Origin of the sequence: Streptomyces sp. NPDC006798 (genome assembly GCF_040635975.1) — a bacterium.
GTDB lineage: Bacteria > Actinomycetota > Actinomycetes > Streptomycetales > Streptomycetaceae > Streptomyces.
Genome location: NZ_JBEYIS010000093.1, coordinates 1 through 18,772, shown reverse-complemented (window position 1 = coordinate 18,772; position 18,772 = coordinate 1). Strand labels below are relative to the sequence as shown.

Genomic DNA, 18,772 nt, shown 5'->3' with positions numbered 1-18,772 from the left:
TCGTGCAGGCTCAGCAGGGTTGCGATGTGATAGCCGAGCCAGTTCTCACCGCTTCCCATATCGCTGAGGGGGACAGGGCCGCGCGGGCCGGACGGGGAACCCGGCCGCCCGGCAGGAACGCGGCGGACGACCACAACCCGGGGCGGCTTTCACCGAAGTGACGGCCTGCCATTATTGTCCCGCCGGCGGGACCTGGCAGTACCGGTATCGATTTCTTCTTCGTGCCGTCGCCTCTGCTTACACCCGGACCGTGCCGTGTCACCATTCCTCTCACCCCATGAAAGGTGAGTGCCATATGTTCGTACCCAGCCATTACCGGGCTCCGGACGTCTCCTGGATGGTCGAACTCATGCGCCGGAATCCACTGGCGCTGATGGCAAGTAATGGAACGCCCGCCGACGGCCCGTTCGCCACCCATCTACCGGTCATCACCGACCCCCGATGGGACGGTGAGCCGGAATCGGATCTGGCCGGACTCCCGCTGCTGGCCCATCTGAACCGGGCCAATCCGCACTGGTCGGCATTGGCGAACGGAACGGTGATCCTGCTGACATTCACCGGTCCGCACGCCTATGTTTCGCCCACTGTTTACGACATCAACCCAGCTGCTCCGACCTGGAACTTCACCTCGGTCCATATCCATGGAGTGGTGGAGCGAATCGAGTCCGCCGAGGAAACCCTGGATGTCGTGCGGGCCACGGTTCGGGCCTTCGAGGAGGAATTCGGCAACAGCTGGGACATGAGCGGATCCATCGATTACTTCCGCCGGATCGTGGCCGCCGTGGGAGCGTTCCGCGTCAGGGTCACCAAGGCCGAGGGAATGTTCAAGCTGAGTCAGGAGCAGCGTCCCGAGGTGCGCGAGCGGGTGGTGCGGTCCTTCGCCGGGCGCGGCTGCACCCGGCACGCGCAGACGGCGGAGCTGATGGACCGGCTGCCGTAACCGTCCGGCCGGGCAGCGGCCGGACCAACGGCGCGGCCCGGCCGGAACCGGAAGGCGTCCCGGGCCGCCGCCGGGGCGCGGCCCGGAACAGAAGGCGCGGCCCGGAGCATGGGGCGGCCCGGCTCAGGGAGCGGCCTCGGTACGGCACGTCAGCCGGGTGACGACCGCCCCGATGTCGGCCAGGAGCGCGGCCTCCTCGTCCCGGAGGTACAGATGTCCCCCGGGCAGCACGGTCAGCCGGAAGCCGTGGTTCGTCAGTTCGGCCCAGTCGTCCATCTGCGCCGGGGCCACCTCGGGGTCGCTGTCGCCGAGGTAGCCGTAGACCGGGCAGTCCAGCGGGGGGCGGGGACCGCCGCTGTAGTCGTCCACCAGCCGGTAGTCCGCCCGCAGGGCGGGCAGGACCAGATCCCGCATATCGGGGTCGGCGAAGACCACGGCACGGCTCTCGTCGGAGCGCACGATGTCCGCGATGATCCGGTGGTCCGGGCCGGAGAACAGCCGCTGACCGGCCAGCCGGTGCGGCGGGCGCCTGCCGGACACGCACAGGGCGGCCGGTGTGCGGCCTCTCTCCTGGAGGCGCAGCGCCACCTCGTGCGCGACCGACGCCCCCATGCTGTGGCCGAAGAGCACCAGCCGGTACGGTGCCGGTCCGGCGAGGGCGTCGGCGATGTCGTCCGCGAGGGCTTCCAGTCCGGCCGGGAACGGATCGCCGAGCCGGTCCTCGCGGCCCGGGTACCGGACGGCGAGTACGGCGATCTCCGGCGGCAGCCCGTCGGGCCAGCTCCGGTAGGCGCTGGCCCAGCCGCCGGCGTGCGGGAAGCAGACGAGTGCGGTGGTGCAGCCGTCGCCGTCCCGGTAGTGGCGGATCCACCGCTCCCACGGCGGGTTCGTCATCGGGCGGTGTCCTTTCCGGCTCCGGCTCCGGCGGCCTCGGCGGGGATCTCTCCGCCGGGCTCCGCCGCCGCCCGGCGGGCGGTGACGGAGTCGGCGATCTCACCGCTGCGTACCGCGATGTTCGAGAGCAGCGACGAGGTCAGGCCGTGGGTGTGTTCGGTGCCGCCCTGGAGGTAGAGACCGGGCCGCATGGCGGGGGCGGTGGCGATCCGGTAGTCCCGCTCCACCTGGTACCGGCCGGAGTCGTCGCGGAGGCAGTACCGGTCGAGGTCGCCGAGCAGCCCCGCGGGCTCCATGGCGTCGTATCCGGTGGCGCAGACGAGGGCGTCGAAGTCGAGTTCGCGGACCTCGCCCCCGGGGCCCGCCTGGAGGGTCACCCGGGTCTCGGCGCCGGCCCGCTTCACTCCGGTGACCCGGGTCAGGTTGAGGAACCGCAGCCGGTTCTCGCCGCGTACGTCCTCGTCGTACGCCCGGCGGTACAGGTCCCGGATGACGTCGTCGTCGACGACCGAGTAGTTGGTGTTGCGGTGGTACCGCCAGAACGCGCCCCGGCTCTGTTCGGAGCCGAAGTAGTAGTCGTCGACGGCTCCGGGGTCGAAGATCTGGTTGGCGAAGGGGGTGTCGTCGGCGGCGACGTAGCCGTAGGAGGGGATGACGGACCACACCTGGGCGTGCGGCAGTTCGTCGTAGAGGAATCTGGTGATCTCGGCGGCGCTCTGGCCCGCTCCGACGACGGCCACCCGGCGCAGTTCCGCGGGGTTCGTACGGCGGTACCGCTCCAGGAACTCCGAGCTGTGCCAGACGCGTTCGTCGCGTTCGACGCCGTCGGGCATGCTGGGGACCAGTCCGGTCGAGATCACTACGTTCCGGGCCTCGATCATCCGGCCGGGGCGGCCGTCGGCGTCCGTGACCCGCAGCCGCAGCCGGTCGGCCCGCTCGGGGCCGCTGCCCGGCGGGAGCCGGATCGACGTCACCTCCGTACCGTATTCGACCCGGTCGGCGACCCGCGCCTGGGCCCACTCCAAGTACTGGTGGAATTCCTGGCGGGTGGGGAAGAAGTCCTGGTTGTTGACGAACCGGGGAAGGCGTCCCGAGGCGTGGAGATAGGCGACGAAGCTGAAGCTGGAGGTCGGATTGCGGAAGGTGGCCAGATCCTTGAGGAAGGAGATCTGCATGGTCGCCGACGGCAGCAGCATATTGCGGTGCCAGCCGAACGACGGCTGGCGCTCCAGGAAGAGGGCGCTGGTCCCGCCCCGGGGGTCGTCGCCCCGGGACTCCTCGAGGGCGATGGCGAGCGACAGGTTGGACGGACCGAATCCGATACCGACGACGTCGTAGATCTCCTGGGCACGATCACTCATTGCAGTCTCTCCCCGCTGGCGTGGTCGGTACGGCGCGGCGGGCCCGCCGTCGGCCGGTGCATTTTCGTCGTGGGCGCTCAGAGGACTTCGCCGCCCTTCGTCCTCCGGCGCAGGGCCGGCCTGCTGGACCGGGCCAGGTCCTGCCACATGTCGGACAGGCCGGTGACGGTCCGGGCCACGAACAGGGTGCGGATGGACACCTCCTGGTTCAGCTCGGCCCGGATCAGGCCGGTCAGCCTGATCGCCCGCAACGAGTTGCCGCCGAGGTCGAAGAAGTCGTCGTCGATGCCCACCCGGTCGATCTCCAGCACTTCCGCGAACGCCTTCGCCAGGGCCCGTTCGGTGTCGTCGCGGGGTGCCCGGTAGGTGTGGTCGGCGGGGGCCGGCTCGGGCAGCGCGGCCCGGTCGGTCCGGCCCCCGGCCGTCTCCGGGAGACGGGGCAGTATCAGGAACTCGGAGGGCACCAGGGCCTCGGGCAGCAGCCCCTTGGCGTACGGGCGCAGCTCGCCGTCGTCGAGGCCGGTACCGGGGTCGGCGGGGACCAGATGGGCGACCAGCCGCCGCTGTCCCGTGCCGTCCTCGCGTACGGTCACGACCGCCCGGGCGACCGCGGGATGGGCGGCGAGTACCGCCTCGGCCTCGGCGGGATCGACGGGGACGCCGCGGATGTCGGTCGGGTCACCGGCCCGGCCCCGGTATTCGATCCGGCCGCCGGCGGTCCGGCGGGCCCGGTCGCCGGTGCGGTACATCAGCGAGCCCGCCGGGCCGAACGGGCAGGGGACGAACCGCCGCGCGGTCTCCGCCGGATGTCCGGGGTAGCCGCGGGCCACGCCGGGTCCGGCCGCGTACAGCTCCCCGGTGACGCCCGCGGGCACCGGTGCCAGCCCCGGCCCCAGGACGTAGAGGGCGGTGTGGTCCGCCGCCCGGCCGGCCACAGCCGTCGTCGCGGCGGCGGGTTCACCGGCGGCCGGGTGGTGGCGGGTGGCGGTCAGGGTCGTCTCCGCCGAGCCGTGGCCGGTGACGACCGTCAGCCCGGGGCAGGCCGTCCGGATCCTGCGGACCGCCGCCGCGGAGACCGGACCGCCGCAGCTCCAGACCTCCCGGAAGCCGGTGAGGCGTTCGGGGCGGTCCGCGGCGACCGTCTCGAAGAGGGCCGGTGGCAGGACGACGACACAGCCGGGGTGGTCCGCCAGGGTCGTGTTCAGGGTGTCGATATCCGGTTCGCCGGGCGGCGCGACGACGATCCGCCCGCCGTTGAGCAGGGGCGCCCACATTTCGAGGGGGAGCGCGTCGGAGGTCGGCGGGGTGTGCCAGAGCACGGGCCCTCGGGCGCCGTCCCGCCAGTGGTGGTCGAGGACGAGCCGCTCCATGTTGCGGTGGGTGACGGCGACACCGGTGGCCGGGCCGGCCGCTCCGGAGCCGTACATCACGGCCAGTGTCCCGTCCGGGCGGGGCGGCCCCGGTACCGCTGCCGGGCCTTCGCCCGCGGTGTCCGGTCCGCCGGCGTCGACCGCGATCACCGGAACGTCCTCGAAGCCGGGCGGTACGCCGGTCGTCGCCGGATCGGTGAGCAGGGCGCGCACCCCGGCCGCCGAACCAGTCGGCCGGCCCGGGTGGGCCGGGTCGACCGGCAGCTGGGCGCCGCCCGACTTGGCGACGGCCAGCAGGGCGACGACGAGTTCGGCCGACCGGGGCAGGGCCACCGCCACGACCGTCTCGGGTCCGATGTTCCGGTGGCGCAGCTCCCGGGCCAGCCGGTCGGAGCGTTCGTCGAGTTCGCGGTAGGTCGTCGTGGTGCCGTCGTGGACCAGCGCCACGGCGTCGGGGTCCCGCGCCGCCCTGCGGGCGAAGAGTTCCGGGACCGTGAGCCCCGGCAGGGCCGCCGCGGCAGTGCGGGGCGCCGTCGGTACGGGGTCCCGGTCGGCGCCGGTGACCACGTCCAGGGCGCCGACCGGCGCGTCGGGCCCCGCGGCGACCGCGGCCCGGATGTGCGCGATCAGGTCGGTGCCGATGAAGCGCAGCTCGGCCCGGGAGTAGAGGCCCGCGGGGGCGTCGAGTCTGAGGTGGAGATCGCCGCCCGCGCTCCGGTCCGTGGAGACGCTGACGGAGAGTTCGTCGAAGGCGCCGTTGGTGACGCCGATATAGCGCGCCGGGCTGTCGCCGAAGGTCAGCCGCTCCGCGAACTCGACCACATTGACGACGGTGCCGAAGGGGCCCCGGTCGCCCAGCACGGTTCCGCTCGCCCGCTGGATGTCGGAGTAGTGGCAGCCGGTGTGGTCGTGGATGTCGTAGGTCTCGTCGCCCAGGGTGTCGGTGAGTTCGGCGAGGGCGGCGCCGAGCGGCACATCGGCACGTACGGGTACGACATTGACGGCGAGGCCGGGGGTGCGGCTCGCCGCTCCGGCGCGGTTGCCCACGGCCAGGGAGAACAGGAACGCTGGGCGGTCGCAGCGGTGCCGGAGGTAGACCGCGGTCGCGGAGGTCAGCAGGGACGACAGCCAGACGCCCATGGACGCGGCGGCCTCGGCCCAGGTGTCGGCCTCGGCGCGCGGGACGGTGAGCGTACGGCTGACCATGCCGATGGCGTCGGCCAGCTCCGACCAGCGGTCGGCGGCGCTCACCGGTTCGGCGAGGACGGCTCGCTCCGGCTCGCTCAGGGCGATGCCCGGCACCCGGGCGGGGGCGGGGGCGTCCTTCAGATAGTCGCGCCAGAACTCGGTGTCGTCCGCGTACTCGGGGGAGTCGCGGTACGCGGCGGCGGTGGCGGCGTAGGACCCGGCGTCCCACGGATGCGGCGGTTCGGGGATCTCCGTCCCCCGGGCCAGGGCCGTGTACACCTCGGCGAGGCGCCGGGAGAGCAGTCCGCCCGCGCCGTAGCCGTCCGATATGAGGTGGTGGTACGCGATCACCACCAGTGAGCGGGTCGGGGAGAGAGTGACGGTCCCCAGCCGGAACAGCAGGTCCCGGGACAGGTCGAACGGCTGCCCCAGCAGCTCGGCCAGGGCGTCGCGCGCGGCCTGTTCGGGGTCGGGTTCGGCGCCGAGGTCCAGGGAGAAGGGTTGCCAGTCCCCGAGTTCCCGGGGGGTCAGCCGTAAGGGGCTGTCGGTGTCGCCGCCTCCGCCGTCGGTGAAGGTGATCCGGAGGACCTCCGCCTCGTCCAGTACGTACCGGAACGCGGACGCCATGGCCGCCCGGTCCAGTTCGCCGTCCACGTCCCAGAGGATCATCGCGTGGTTCAGGGTGTCGGGGGACATCTTCTGTGCCAGCCACATCGCTTGGTGCGCGGGCGACGCGCCGAACGAGAACAAACGGATCAACCCCTCAACGAGAGACGGCGGGAACCGGCGGAGTCCGTAGATCGCCTCCACCTTCACGGCGGTGGATCAGCCGGTCAAGAGAATCGGGAACCGGGGGCGGACAGGTCACGGGGGGGTCCCCGGTGTCCCGCCGGCGGGACGGCGGCAGGTAGGCCGGGCCGTCGGGGGCGGTCCGGGGCGGGGCTCTACCGGGGTGGGCGGCCGGTGATCGCGGCATGGATATGACGGGCGGTCAGCCGTGGGGTGGGATGTCGCAGCACCATGTTTCCCCGCAGCCGGAGTCCGGTCGTCGCGGCCAGGCGTTTACTCAGCTCCACCGAGAGCAGGGAGTCGAAACCGAGGTCCTTGAACTCCTGGTCGGGGTCGACGGCCCCGGCCGAGGAGTGGCCGAGTACCAGGGCGACCTTTTCGAGGACATGGCCGAGTACACCGGCCTCCGCCTCGTCCTCGGGGAGGGCGGCGATCCGCTCCGGCAGCGGAACGGGCGGCTCGTCGTCCTCGGGCGGCGGGCCGGGGGGCGGTTCGGCCGGGGCCGTCGGGGTCGGGGGGTCCAGCCAGTACCGGCGTCGCTGGAAGGCGTAGGTGGGCAGCTCGGCCCGGGGGCCCGGGCCCAGGAGGCCCGTCCAGTCCACGGCGGCTCCCCGGACGTACAGCCGGGCCAGGGACCCCAGTACGGCCTCGGCCTCGTCGCGGTCCCGCCGCCCCGACGAGAGGACCACCGCGTCGTCGAACTCCTCGACGATCTCCTCGACCGGAACGGTCAGCAAGGGGTGCGGGCCCATCTCGACGAAGACCCGGTATCCGTCGTCGGCCAGCCGTCGCACGGCGGTCTCGAAACGCACCCGCTCCCTCAGATTGTCATACCAATAGGTGCCGTCCAGTTCCGCCGTGTCGACGGGTTCCCCTCGGAGGGTGGAGTAGAACGGCAGGGCCGATGTGGTGGGACGCAGATCGGCGAGGGCCGTGACGATCCGGTCGCGGACCCGGGTCACCTGGTGGGAGTGGGAGGCGTAGTCCACCGCTATCCGCCGGGCCTGGGCGCCCTCGGCCTTCACCTTCCGGACGAGTTCGTCGATCGCGTCCGGATCCCCGGACACCACCACCGAGTGGGGTGCGTTGACGACCGCGATGCCGAGCCGGCCGTTCCACTGGGCGAGCCGCTCCGTCACGACCTCCGCCGACTCGCCGATGGACGCCATGCCGCCGTCTCCGGCCAGCGCGGTCAGGGCCAGGCTGCGGAGCGCCACGGTCTTGGCGGCGTCGCGCGGCGACAGCGCTCCGCAGACCTGGGCGGCGGCGATCTCACCCTGGCTGTGCCCGACGACGGCCGCCGGTTCCACACCCCGGGACCGCCACAGGGCGGCGGTGGCGACCATGACGGCGAACAGTACGGGCTGCACCACGTCGACCCGGTCGGAGGGCGGTGCGCCCGGCGCGCCGCGCAGCACATCGGCCGGGGACCAGTCGACCCACTCGGACAGGGCGGCGGCGCAGTCGTCGAAGGCGCGGGCGAATTCGGGGAAGGTGTCGTACAGCCGCCGCCCCATGCCGGCCCACTGCGCGCCCTGTCCGGGGAAGACGAAGACCACGCCGCCGAGGTCTCCGGTGACACCGCGCACCACCCCGGGTGACTCGGTGCCGTCGCGGAGGGACCCGAGCCCGTCGAGCAGGGCGGCCCGGTCGGGCCCGAGGACGACCGCGCGGTGTTCGAACGCGGTCCGGTGCGCGGCCAGGGACCGGCCGACGGCGGCGATGTCGGCGGGGGCGGTGTCCGGCGCGGCGGTGACGGCGTCGTACAGGCGGCCCGCCTGGTGTGCCAGGGCCTTCGCGGTCCGGCCCGACACCACCCACGGCACGGGTCCGGCCGGGTGCGGGACGTCCGGGCCGGTCCCGGCCGCCGGGTCAGGCGGCGGCGCCTCCTCCAGGATCACATGGGCGTTGGTGCCGCTGAATCCGAAGGACGACACCCCGGCCCGGCGCGGGCCGTCGGTCCCGGGCCATTCCCGCCCCTCGACCAGCAGCTCGACCGCGCCCGACGACCAGTCGACATGGTGTGAGGGCGGGTCGGCGTGGAGGGTCTTCGGCAGATGTCCGTGGTGGATGGCCAGGACGGCCTTCATCACCCCGGCGACCCCGGCGGCGGCCTGGGCGTGGCCCATGTTCGACTTCAGGGAGCCCAGCCGCAGTGGTCCGCGTCCGGCCCGGTCCCGCCCGTAGACCGCCAGCAGGGCGTCCGCCTCGATGGGGTCGCCGAGTACGGTTCCGGTGCCGTGGGCCTCGACCAGGCCGACTCCGGAGGCGGGCACGCCCGCGTCGGCGAGCGCCTTGTGGATGACGTCCTCCTGGGCGCGGCCGTTGGGGGCGGTCAGTCCGTTGCTGGCACCGTCCTGGTTGACGGCGGAGCCACGGATGACGGCGAGTACGGGATGGCCTTGGCGGCGGGCGTCGGAGAGCCGTTCCAGCAGCAGGACGCCGACACCCTCGGCCCAGCCGGTGCCGTCGGCGCCGTCGCCGAACGCCTTGCAGCGGCCGTCCGGCGCCAGACCGCGCTGCCGGGAGAACTCGGTGAAGGCGGCGGGGGTCGACATCACCGCCGCCCCGCCCGCGAGCGCGAGCGCGCATTCGCCGGAGCGCAGCGACCGTACCGCCAGATGCAGGGCGACCAGCGACGACGAGCAGGCGGTGTCCACGGTGACGGCCGGTCCGGTGAATCCGAGGGTGTAGGCCACCCGGCCGGTCGCCACGCTCAGGGAGCTGCCGAGCGACAGATGTCCCTCCAGATCGCTTCGGCCCCCGGTGAGGAACCGCATCCCGTATTCGGGGGAGCTGACGCCGGAGAAGACCCCGACGTCGGCGCCGCGCAGCTCGGCGGGGACGATCCCGGCCCGTTCGAGGACTTCCCACGAGGTTTCCAGCAGCAACCGCTGCTGGGGGTCGACGGTCAGTGCCTCCCGGGGGCTGAGGCCGAAGAACTCCGCGTCGAAGTCGGCCATGCCGGTGAGGAATCCGCCGTGCCGTACATATGATCCGCCGACGGTGTCGGGGTCCGGGTCGAACACGTCCCGCCAGCCCCGGTCGGTGGGGAACTCGGCCACCGCGTCCCGGCCGTCGCGGATCATCTCCCACAGCTCGTCGGGTGTCGAGACGCCGCCCGGGTAGCGGCAGGCCATGGCGACCACGGCGACCGGCTCCCGGTCGCGGGCCCGGAGGGCGTCGTTCTCCCGCCGGAGGCGGTCGCGTTCCGCCAGCAGGGTGCGCAGCGCCCGTTCGACCCGGTCGGCGTCGTCCGCCGGACGATCCGCGGGGTTCGTCATCTCACTCATCCTTCTCGTCCAGGGCCAGGTCGAGGAGCGCGTCGAGGCCGAGGTCGCCCAGTCCGCCCGCGGGGGTTTCGCCGTGGGGTGCCCGGCCGGTGCCGGGGTCCGTTTCGGTGTCGGTTTCGGGGGCGGTTTCGGCGGCGGTGGACACGGCGGGGGGACGGAGCAGTCCGGACAGGTGCCGGGCCAGTTCGCGTGGCGTGGGGTGGCGGAAGACGAGGGTGGACGGCAGCCGCAGTCCGGTCGACGCGGCCAGCCGGTTGCAGAGTTCGACCGAGGTCAGGGAGTCGAAGCCGAGGTGGGTGAAGGCCTGGTCGGCGTCGACGGCGGTGGCGGACGGATGCCCGAGCACCACGGCGGCCTGGCCGCGGACCCAGTTCAGTACGGCTGTCCCGGCCTCGTCCTCGGGCAGGCCGGCGAAGCCCGGGGGCAGGCCGTGCGGGTCGTCGGCGGTCTCCGTACGACCGGGGCGCGGACGGCCGCCGTCGGCGAGGTCGCGCAGCATGGCCGGCAGTTCGTCGCGAGGCCGGGCCCGTAGCGCGGCGGGGTCCAGGCGCGCCGGGACGAGTACGGGTCCGCCGAGTCCGCGCGCGGCGTCGAAGAGGGCCAGCGCTTCGGGGGCCGTCATGGCGGCGAAGCCGGGTCGCCGCAGCCGTGCCAGGCCGGTCCGGTCCAGCTCCGCGGTCATGCCGTGGGTCTGTTCCCACCACCCCCAGACCAGTGATGTTCCGGCCAGGCCGGCCGCCCGGCGGTGTGCGGCCAGTCCGTCGAGGAAGGTGTTGGCCGCGGCGTAGTTGGCCTGTCCGCCGTTGCCGAGTGTGCCCGCGAGGGCGGAGCAGAGGACGAAGGCCGACAGGGGGCGGTCCCGGGTGAGTTCGTGCAGGTGTACGGCGCCGCCCGCTTTGGCTCGCAGGGCCCGGTCCAGGTGCTCGGGGGTGAGTGATGTGACGGTGCCGTCGGCCAGTTCGCCCGCCGTGTGGACGACGGCCGTCAGCGGATATCCGCGCGGTGTCGTGTCGATGAGTCCGGCGGCGGCGGTACGGTCGGCGATGTCGCAGGCCACCACGCGGACGGTGGCGCCCGCCCGTTCCAGTTCGGCGGCGAGGGCCGGGGCCCCGTCGGCCGCCGGTCCCCGGCGGCTCGCCAGGATCAGGCTGCGTACGCCGTGCTCGGTGACGAGATGCCGGGCCAGCCGGGAGCCCACTCCCCCGGTGCCGCCGGTGACCAGGACGGTCCCGCCGCCGAAGCCGCCGCCGAGGTCGAAGACGAGTTTGCCGGTGTGCTGTCCCCGGCTCATCTCGCGGAACGCCGTCCGTGCGTCGCGGATGTCGCGGACGGAGACCGGGTTGAGTGCGAGTGTGCCGTCGGCGAAGAGGTCCATGACGGCCCGGAGCAGGTCCCGGAGCGCGTCGGGCCCCTCCTCGTAGACGTCGAAGGCCCGGTAGCGGACTCCGGGGTGCCGGTCCGCCACCTCGCGGGGGTCGCGGATGTCGGTCTTCCCCATCTCCACGAAGTCCCCGCCCCGGGGCAGCAGGGTCAGTGACGCGTCGACGAACTCATGGGCGAGGGAGTTGAGTACGACGTCCATGCCCCGGCCGTCCGTCGCCGCCAGGAACTTGGCCGCGAACTCCAGGTCCCGCGAGGACGCCAGATGATCGTCGTCGAGGCCCAGGGCGCGCAGGGCGGGCCATTTGGCGGGGCTCGCGGTCGCGTAGACCTCGGCACCGGCGAGCCGGGCGAGCCGTACGGCGGCCATCCCGACGCCGCCCGCGGCGGCGTGGACGAGGATCCGGTCGCCCTCGGTCAGCTTCGTCACCCGGTGCAGGGCGTAGTAGGCGGTGAAGAAGGCGCTCGGTACGGATGCCGCCTGGGCGTAGCTCCAGTCGTCGGGGACGGGCAGCAGGAGGCGGTGGTCGGCGACGGTCACCGGGCCGAAGGCGCCGGTGAAGGCGCCCATCACCCGGTCGCCGGGGGCGAGGCCGGTGACGTCGTCCGCGACCTCCAGCACGGTTCCCGCGCCCTCGCTGCCGATCCCGGTGTCGAAGGCCGTTCTCGCCACCAGTCCCAGGGCGATCGTGACGTCCCGGAAGTTGAGCCCGGCGGCCTGCACGGCGACGCGTACCCGTCCGCTCGTCAGGGGCGCCGCCGCCTCGGGGCAGGGCACCCAGGTGAGGTTCTCCAGGGTGCCCCGGCGGGGGATGCCCAGCCGGTGTCCGGCGGGCGGGGGCGGCAGCCGGTGGGCGGCGGGCGCGGCCGGTGTCAGCCGGGGCACGAGGCAGGCGCCGCGCCGGAGGGCGAGCTGGTCCGCGTCGGCGGCGAGCGCGTCGGGGAGGAGGTCGAGGGACCTCTGGTCGTCGTCGGTGTCGACCAGCCGGAATCTGCCGGGGTGTTCGGTCGCGGCGGAGCGGACGAGTCCCCACAGGGAGGCGCCGGGGAGGCTTTCGACCTGGTCGCCGCCGGTGTCGACGGCCAGCCGGGTGAGGACCACCAGGGTGCTCCCGGCCAGCCGTTCCTCGGCGAGGAACCGCTGGGCCACGGCGAGTACGCGGACGGCGGTGTCGCGGACGGCGGTGAACGGTCCGGGCCCGGTGGCGGGGGCCCGGTCCGCGCGGAGGACGATATGGCGGGGTACCGGTCCTGTGAGGAGTTCGTCCAGGGTGTCGTGGAGCGTGACGCGGTCCCCGCCGGGCGTGGTGGGCGGGGCGGCCGGGCCGTCGCCGGTGCCGATGACGCTCCACGGGCCGGGGTCGGTCCGCCGTTCGTCGCGGTGGAGCGGCCGCCAGGAGACCTCGAAGAGTGACCGGCCGTGGTGTCCGGCTCCGGCGGGCAGTTCCCCGGCTCCGGCGGGGCGGAGTGCCAGGGCCGCGATCCGGGCGATCTCACGGCCCTCTTCATCGGTGAGGGTGAGGGACACGGTCTCCTCGCCGACGGGGGTGATCGCGGCCCGTACGGTCGGGCCGCAGCGGCCGGTCAGCTCCACCCCGGACCAGGAGAAGGGCATCCGGCCCCGGTCGCCGTCCATTCCGATGATCCCGCCGGCCGCCACGGCGTGCAGGACCGAGTCCAGCAGGGCCGGGTGGAGCGTGTACCCGTCGGCGTCCGGCCGGTCGCCGTCCGGGAGCCCGGCCCGTATATGGAGGTCGTCGCCGAGCCGCCAGATCTCCCGCAGTCCGCGGAAGCCCGGCCCGTAGTCGAAGCCCGCGGCCGCCGCCGTGGCGTAGAAGCCGTCGATGTCGAGATCGAGCCGGGTCGCCCCGGGGGGCGGCCAGTCGGCGGACGGACTCCCGGTGGTGCCGGGGCTGGTGGTGCGGGGGGTGCCGGGTGCCAGGTGTCCCGTCGTGTGGCGGGTCCAGCCGCCGGCCGGGCGGTCGTCGTCGCCGGGCCGGGCGTAGACGTCCAGGGGGCGTCGTCCCGTGTCGTCGGCGGTACCGACGACGACCCTGATCTGTACATCGCCCGTCTCGGGCACGATCAGCGGTACTTCCAGGGCCAGTTCCCCGATGGTCGTACATCCGACGAGTTCGGCCGCCGAGAGCGCCAGTTCCAGCTGAGCCGTCGCCGGTACGACGATCGCACCGAAGACACGGTGATCGGAGAGCCATGCGTGGGTCCGCAGGGACCACCGGCCGGTGAGGACCAGTTCACCGGTGCCGGGGTGGTCGACCACGGCACCCAGCAGCGGATGGCGGGGACCGGAGAGACCGGCGGCGGCGAGGTCGGCCGTCCCCGTTCCGGCCGGGGAGTCCAGCCAGAACCGCCGCCGTTCGAAGGCGTACGTCGGCAGGTCGATCCGGCGGCCCGGACCCGTCAGGGCCTCCCAGTCGACGGCCGCGCCCCGGACGTCCAGTTCGGCCGCGGTGGCGAGCAGCGACTCGACCGGTCCCCGGTCCCGCCGGGCCGACGCGAGGACTTCGGCACCGGTCACGCCGTCGGCGGCGAACGCCTCTTTGGTGAGGCCCGCGAGGGTCGCGCCGGGCCCCAGGTCGAGGAAGAGGCTCGCCCCGGCCGCCCGGGCGGACTCCACCGCGTCGTGGAAGCGGACGGGTTCCCGGACGTGCCGTACCCAGTGGTCCACGGACGCCAGCTCGGCGGGCCCGGCCCGGCGGCCGGTCCTGGTCGAGATGACATCGGTCTCGGGCGCACCGGGGCGCAGCGGCCCGACGGCCCCGGCGAACTCGTCCAGGACCGGGTCCATGAGCGGTGAGTGGAAGGCGTGGCCGACGTCGAGCGGTTTGGTCCGGACGCCGTCGGCGGTGAACCGTTCCCTCAGGTCCCGGATCTGGTCTCGGCCGCCGGAGACCACCACGGAGTCCGGGCCGTTGACGGCGGCGACACCGATCCGGTCGTACGGCCCGAGGGCGGCCCGGACGGTGTCCTCGGGGGCGCGGACCGCCAGCATGGCTCCGGATTCGGCGGCCGTACGCATGATCCGGCCCCGGGCGGCCACGAGGCGGGTCGCCGATTCCAGGTCGAGGGCGCCGGAGACGTACGCGGCGGCGATCTCGCCGACGGAGTGGCCGATCAGCAGGCCGGGGCGCGGACCGTACCGGGTGATCAGCCGGTAGAGGCCGGTCTGGAGGGTGAACAGGGCGGCCTGGGCGATATCCGTACGCCCGGGGTCCTCGTCGGTCTCGGTTCCGGCGGCGAGCAGCAGGGGTTTCAGGGCGAAGGGGAGGACGGTGTCGAAGTGGGCGCAGACCTCGTCGACGGCGTGGGCGAAGGCGGGGAAGGCGGCGTACAGCTCCGGTGCCGTACCGGCCCATCGCGACCCCTGCCCGGGGAACATGAAGACGGTGTCGCCGGGCTTCCCGGCGGCGACGCCGCGTACCAGGCCGGGGGATTCCGTTCCGTCGCGCAGGGCCGCCAGGGCGCTCAGCAGGGTGTCCCGGTCGGCTCCGAGGACGACGGCCCGGTGTTCGAGCCGGGCGCGGCCCGTCGCGAGCGACCGGCCGATGTCCACGGGGTCGGGGTCGGGTGCGGTGCCGGAGGCGGCGGCGAAGGCGTACAGCCGCTCGGCCTGGCCCCGCAGGGCCTCGGCGGAGCGTGCCGACACCGGCCACGGCACCGGTCCTCCGCTGCCGTGGGGCGGTCGGGGCGCGGTGTCCCGTACGGTCTCCTCCTCTACGGGGGCCTGTTCGAGGATCAGATGGGCGTTGGTGCCGCTGACGCCGAACGCCGATACCCCGGCCCGCCGGGGCCGTCCGCCGGTCTGAGGCCACGGCCGGGTCTTCGCCAGCAGTTCCACCGTCCCGGCAGACCAGTCGACATGGGGTGTCGGCTCGTCGAGGTGCAGTGTCCTCGGCAGGGTGCCGTGCCGCACGGCCAGCACCATCTTGATGACTCCGGCGACACCGGCCGCGCACTGCGGATGGCCGATATTGGATTTCACCGATCCCACCTGGAGCGGCCGGTCGGCGGCCCGGCCCTTGCCGTAGGCGGCGATCAGGGCCTGGGCCTCGATCGGGTCGCCCAGAGGGGTGCCGGTGCCGTGCGCCTCGACGGCGTCGACGTCGTCGGGCCGGATCCGGGCGTCGGTCAGCGCCTGCCGGATGACGCGCTGCTGGGAGGGCCCGTTGGGGGCGGTCAGTCCGTTGCTGGCACCGTCCTGGTTGACGGCGGAGCCACGGATGACGGCGAGTACGGGATGGCCTTGGCGGCGGGCGTCGGAGAGCCGTTCCAGCAGCAGGACGCCGACACCCTCGCCCCAGGCCGTACCGTCGGCGGCGGCCGAGAACGGCTTGCACCGGCCGTCCGGCGCCAGGCCCCGCTGGCGGGAGAACTCGGTGAAGACGCCGGGAGTCGTCATCACCGTCACCCCGCCCGCCAGGGCCGCCGAGCATTCCCCGTTCCGCAGCGCCCGGACCGCGAGATGCAGGGTGACCAGCGACGACGAGCATGCCGTGTCGATGGTGACGGCCGGTCCTTCGAAGCCTCCCGTGTACGCGATCCGCCCCGAGGCCACCGCGGTCGCGGTGCCGGTCATCAGGTAGCCCTCCAGGGCTTCCGGTGACCGGTGCATGGGCGGCCCGTACTCCTGGCGCGCGATCCCCATGAAGACCCCGGTACGGCTGCCGCGCAGGGTCGTCGGGTCGATGCCCGCCCGTTCGATCGCCTCCCACGAGGTCTCCAGCAGCAGCCGCTGCTGCGGTTCGAGGGCCATCGCCTCGCGCGGGCTGATCTCGAAGAAGCCGGGGTCGAACTCGTCGGCGTCGTAGAGGAAGCCGCCCTCCCGCACATAGGACGTGCCGTGGACGCCGGGTTCCGGCGCGTACAGCGCGTCCAGGTCCCAGCCCCGGTTCTCCGGGAAGCCGGAGACGGCGTCCCGCTCGTCGAGAAGCAGATTCCACAGCTCCTCGGGGGAGCGCACGCCGCCGGGAAAGCGGCAGCTCATACCGATGACGGCGATGGGCTCACGGGACGCGGCGGCGGCGTCGGTCAGCTCCGCGTTGATCCGCCGAAGGCGTTCCGTCTCCTTGAGGGAGGCCCTCAGCGCCTCGACGACGGCGTCCTGGGAATCGGCCATCACGACCTCCGCGTCTCGTCGGGAACGGTGTTGTTCCGCTCGCCGGGAACGGTGTTGCTCCGCATCGCCGTCCGCACCAGGTCGGCCACGTCCATCTCGTCCAGCGACGGACCGTCTGCCGCCTCCCGGGTGTCGCCGGTGGCGGACGGTCCGGGTGATTCGCCGTCGGCACCGGCCGTCCGTTCCGGGAACAGTTCCTCCCGCAGATGGCGGGCGACGGCCACCGGTGTCGGATGGTCGAACAGCAGGGTCGTGGAGAGCGGCAGTCCCGTGACGCGCCGCAGCCGGTTCCGCATCTCCATGGCGGTCAGGGAGTCGAATCCGGCGAGGCTGAAGGCCCGGTCGGCGCGGATCGCCGCCGGTCCTTCCAGGCCGAGGACGGCCGCCGAGTGCCCCCGTACGGTGGCCAGCAGGGCCTCGTCCAGCTTGCCGTCCGGCAGCTCCCTCAGCCGGGCCGCCAGATCGCCCTCCGGCTCCCCGGCGCGGTCACCGTTCACCTCGGCCCCGGCCGCCGGGTGCCCGGCGACATCGGGGAGATCGGCGATCAGCCGGCTGGGGCGGACCGCGGTGAGTACGGGGGCGAAGTCGGCCCACTCGACCCGGGCGACCGTGATCCGGGTCTCGTCCCGGCCCAGTGACGCGGCCAGGGCCGCCGTCGCCGTCTCGGGTGCCATCGGCGGCAGCCCCCGCCCGCGCAGGCGTTCCCCGGTCTCGCCGCTGACCAGTCCGCCGCCGCCCCAGGATCCCCAGGCGACGGCGGTCGCCTTCAGTCCGGCCGCCCGGCGTGTTTCGGCCAGGGCGTCGGCGAAGGCGTTGGCGGCGCCGTATCCGCCTTGTCCTGCGCTGCCCCAGACGCCACCGGCGGCCGAGGAGAAGAGGACGAACGCGTCCAGGTCCCGGGCGGCGGTCGCCTCGTGGAGCGCCACGGCGGCGGCCACCTTGGGCCGGAGTACCCGGGCCAGCCGGTCCGGCGTGAGGGATTCCACCAGCCCGTCGGCGAGTACGGCGGCACCGTGGAACACGGCCCGCAGCGGATACTCCGCCGGGATCGACGCCAGTACGTCCCGCAGCCCGTCGCGGTCGGCGGCGTCGACGGCGGCCACGGTCACCCGCGAGCCCAGTTCCGCCAGCTCCGCCGTCAGCTCCCTGATGCCGGGGGTTTCCGTGCCCCGTCTGCCGATCAGCAGCAGATGGGGCGCCCCGGCCCGGGCCAGCCAGCGGCAGATGTGCGAACCGACCGCACCGGCGCCGCCCGTGACCAGTACGGTGCCGCGCGGACGCCAGTCCCGGTCCGGGTCCGGGTCCGGGTCCGATGCGGGGTACGGATCCGGTGCGCCGTCGGCCAGCGGCGCGCGCGTCAGGCGTCGGCCGTAGACCCCGGAGGCACGTACGGCCACCTCGTCCTCGCCGTGGCCACCACCCGTCGCGGCGCCGTACGCCCCTCTGCTGTTCGGCTCGCCGCTGTTCGCGAGAACGGCGCACACAAGGTCGGTGGTCCGCGCGTCCAGCCGGGCGGGGACGTCCACGAGCCCGCCCCAGCGCTCCGGCCGCTCCAGCGCCACCGCCCGGCCCAGGCCCCAGATCTGGGCCTGAAGCGGGTTTCCCACGGTGTCGGCGGGCCCGGTGGACACCGCCTCGCGGGTCAGACACCACAGCCGGGCCTCGACTCCCGTGTCCTCCAAAGCCTGTACGAGGGTGACGGTGCCCGCCAGCCCGCCGGAGACCGGCTGATAGGCGGCGGCGAGACCGTCGTCGCCGAGTGCGGCGAGGGAGAGCACACCGGCGAGCCGTCCCTTGGTCTCGTCGCCGTTCGGGGTCTCACCGCCGTCGGCGAGTACGGCGGCGAGCCGTCGGCCGAGTGCCGTACGGTCCCACAGCTCGGCGGTCGGTACCTCGCACCGGATCACTCGCGTACGGCGTCGCCGCAGCGCTTCGACCACCGCGACCGCCGCCGGGTCCTGGGCGACGGACTCGGGGACGACCACCAGCCAGCCGCCGTTGTCCGCCGCCGGTACCGGCCCGGAGCCGGGAGCAGGGGCGGAACCCATGCCGGGCAGCGGCTTCCAGGTCGTACGGTAACGCCAGGTGTCCCGTACGGAGCGGTCCGCCCGGCGACGGCGCCAGGACGACATCGCGGAGAGTACGGCGGGCAGGTCCGTGGCGTCTCCGAGCCCGAGGGTGCTGATCAGGGCGGCCGGGTCCTCCCGGTCGACCGCGTCCCAGAACTCGGCCTCGGCCGGATCGACGGTGGCGGTGGCCGGACGGCCGTCACCGGATTGGTCGGGGTCTTCGAGGAGCCAGTAGTGCTGGTGTTGGAAGGGGTAAGTGGGGAGGTCGACGGGTCCGGTGCCGGTGGCGTAGAAGCGGGTCCAGTCGATGGCGGTGTGGGTGTGGGCGGTGGCGAGGGATGTGAGGACGCG

8 protein-coding genes are annotated in these 18,772 nt (G+C 73.7%); 1 reads left to right on the top strand and 7 read right to left on the bottom strand.

Annotated features, from left to right (window positions below):
* On the bottom strand, positions 1 to 134 hold a 134-nt coding region (locus ABZ714_RS33735), incomplete at its 3' end, for a DUF3732 domain-containing protein (protein WP_358829188.1).
* Between the two features lie 161 nt (positions 135 to 295).
* Between ABZ714_RS33735 and ABZ714_RS33730 the strand changes: the two genes are divergently transcribed.
* Positions 296 to 940 carry an FMN-binding negative transcriptional regulator gene (locus tag ABZ714_RS33730; protein ID WP_358829187.1) on the top strand — a complete coding sequence of 215 codons (645 nt, stop codon included), beginning with the start codon at positions 296 to 298 and terminating at the stop codon, positions 938 to 940.
* A gap of 123 nt (positions 941 to 1,063) precedes the next feature.
* Here ABZ714_RS33730 and ABZ714_RS33725 read toward each other — a convergent pair whose 3' ends face one another.
* The 6 genes from ABZ714_RS33725 to ABZ714_RS33700 all read right to left on the bottom strand — a co-directional run.
* Positions 1,064 to 1,834, bottom strand: a complete 771-nt coding sequence (locus ABZ714_RS33725; protein WP_358829186.1) for an alpha/beta fold hydrolase — start codon at positions 1,832 to 1,834, stop codon at positions 1,064 to 1,066.
* On the bottom strand, positions 1,831 to 3,195 hold the full coding sequence (locus ABZ714_RS33720; protein ID WP_358829185.1) for a lysine N(6)-hydroxylase/L-ornithine N(5)-oxygenase family protein: 1,365 nt from the start codon (positions 3,193 to 3,195) through the stop codon (positions 1,831 to 1,833). The genes ABZ714_RS33725 and ABZ714_RS33720 overlap by 4 nt, the downstream gene beginning before the upstream one ends.
* Before the next feature lie 77 nt (positions 3,196 to 3,272).
* The gene (locus tag ABZ714_RS33715) at positions 3,273 to 6,512 is read right to left on the bottom strand and encodes an AMP-binding protein (protein ID WP_358829184.1); all 3,240 of its coding nucleotides are present in this window, start codon (positions 6,510 to 6,512) and stop codon (positions 3,273 to 3,275) included.
* Between the two features lie 185 nt (positions 6,513 to 6,697).
* The gene (locus ABZ714_RS33710) at positions 6,698 to 9,826 is read right to left on the bottom strand and encodes a type I polyketide synthase (protein WP_358829183.1); all 3,129 of its coding nucleotides are present in this window, start codon (positions 9,824 to 9,826) and stop codon (positions 6,698 to 6,700) included.
* 1 nt (position 9,827) lies between these two features.
* The gene (locus tag ABZ714_RS33705) at positions 9,828 to 16,352 is read right to left on the bottom strand and encodes a type I polyketide synthase (RefSeq protein WP_358829182.1); all 6,525 of its coding nucleotides are present in this window, start codon (positions 16,350 to 16,352) and stop codon (positions 9,828 to 9,830) included.
* A partial coding sequence (locus ABZ714_RS33700; protein WP_358829181.1) for an SDR family NAD(P)-dependent oxidoreductase occupies positions 16,352 to 18,772 on the bottom strand: 2,421 nt, incomplete at its 5' end. The genes ABZ714_RS33705 and ABZ714_RS33700, both read right to left, overlap by 1 nt.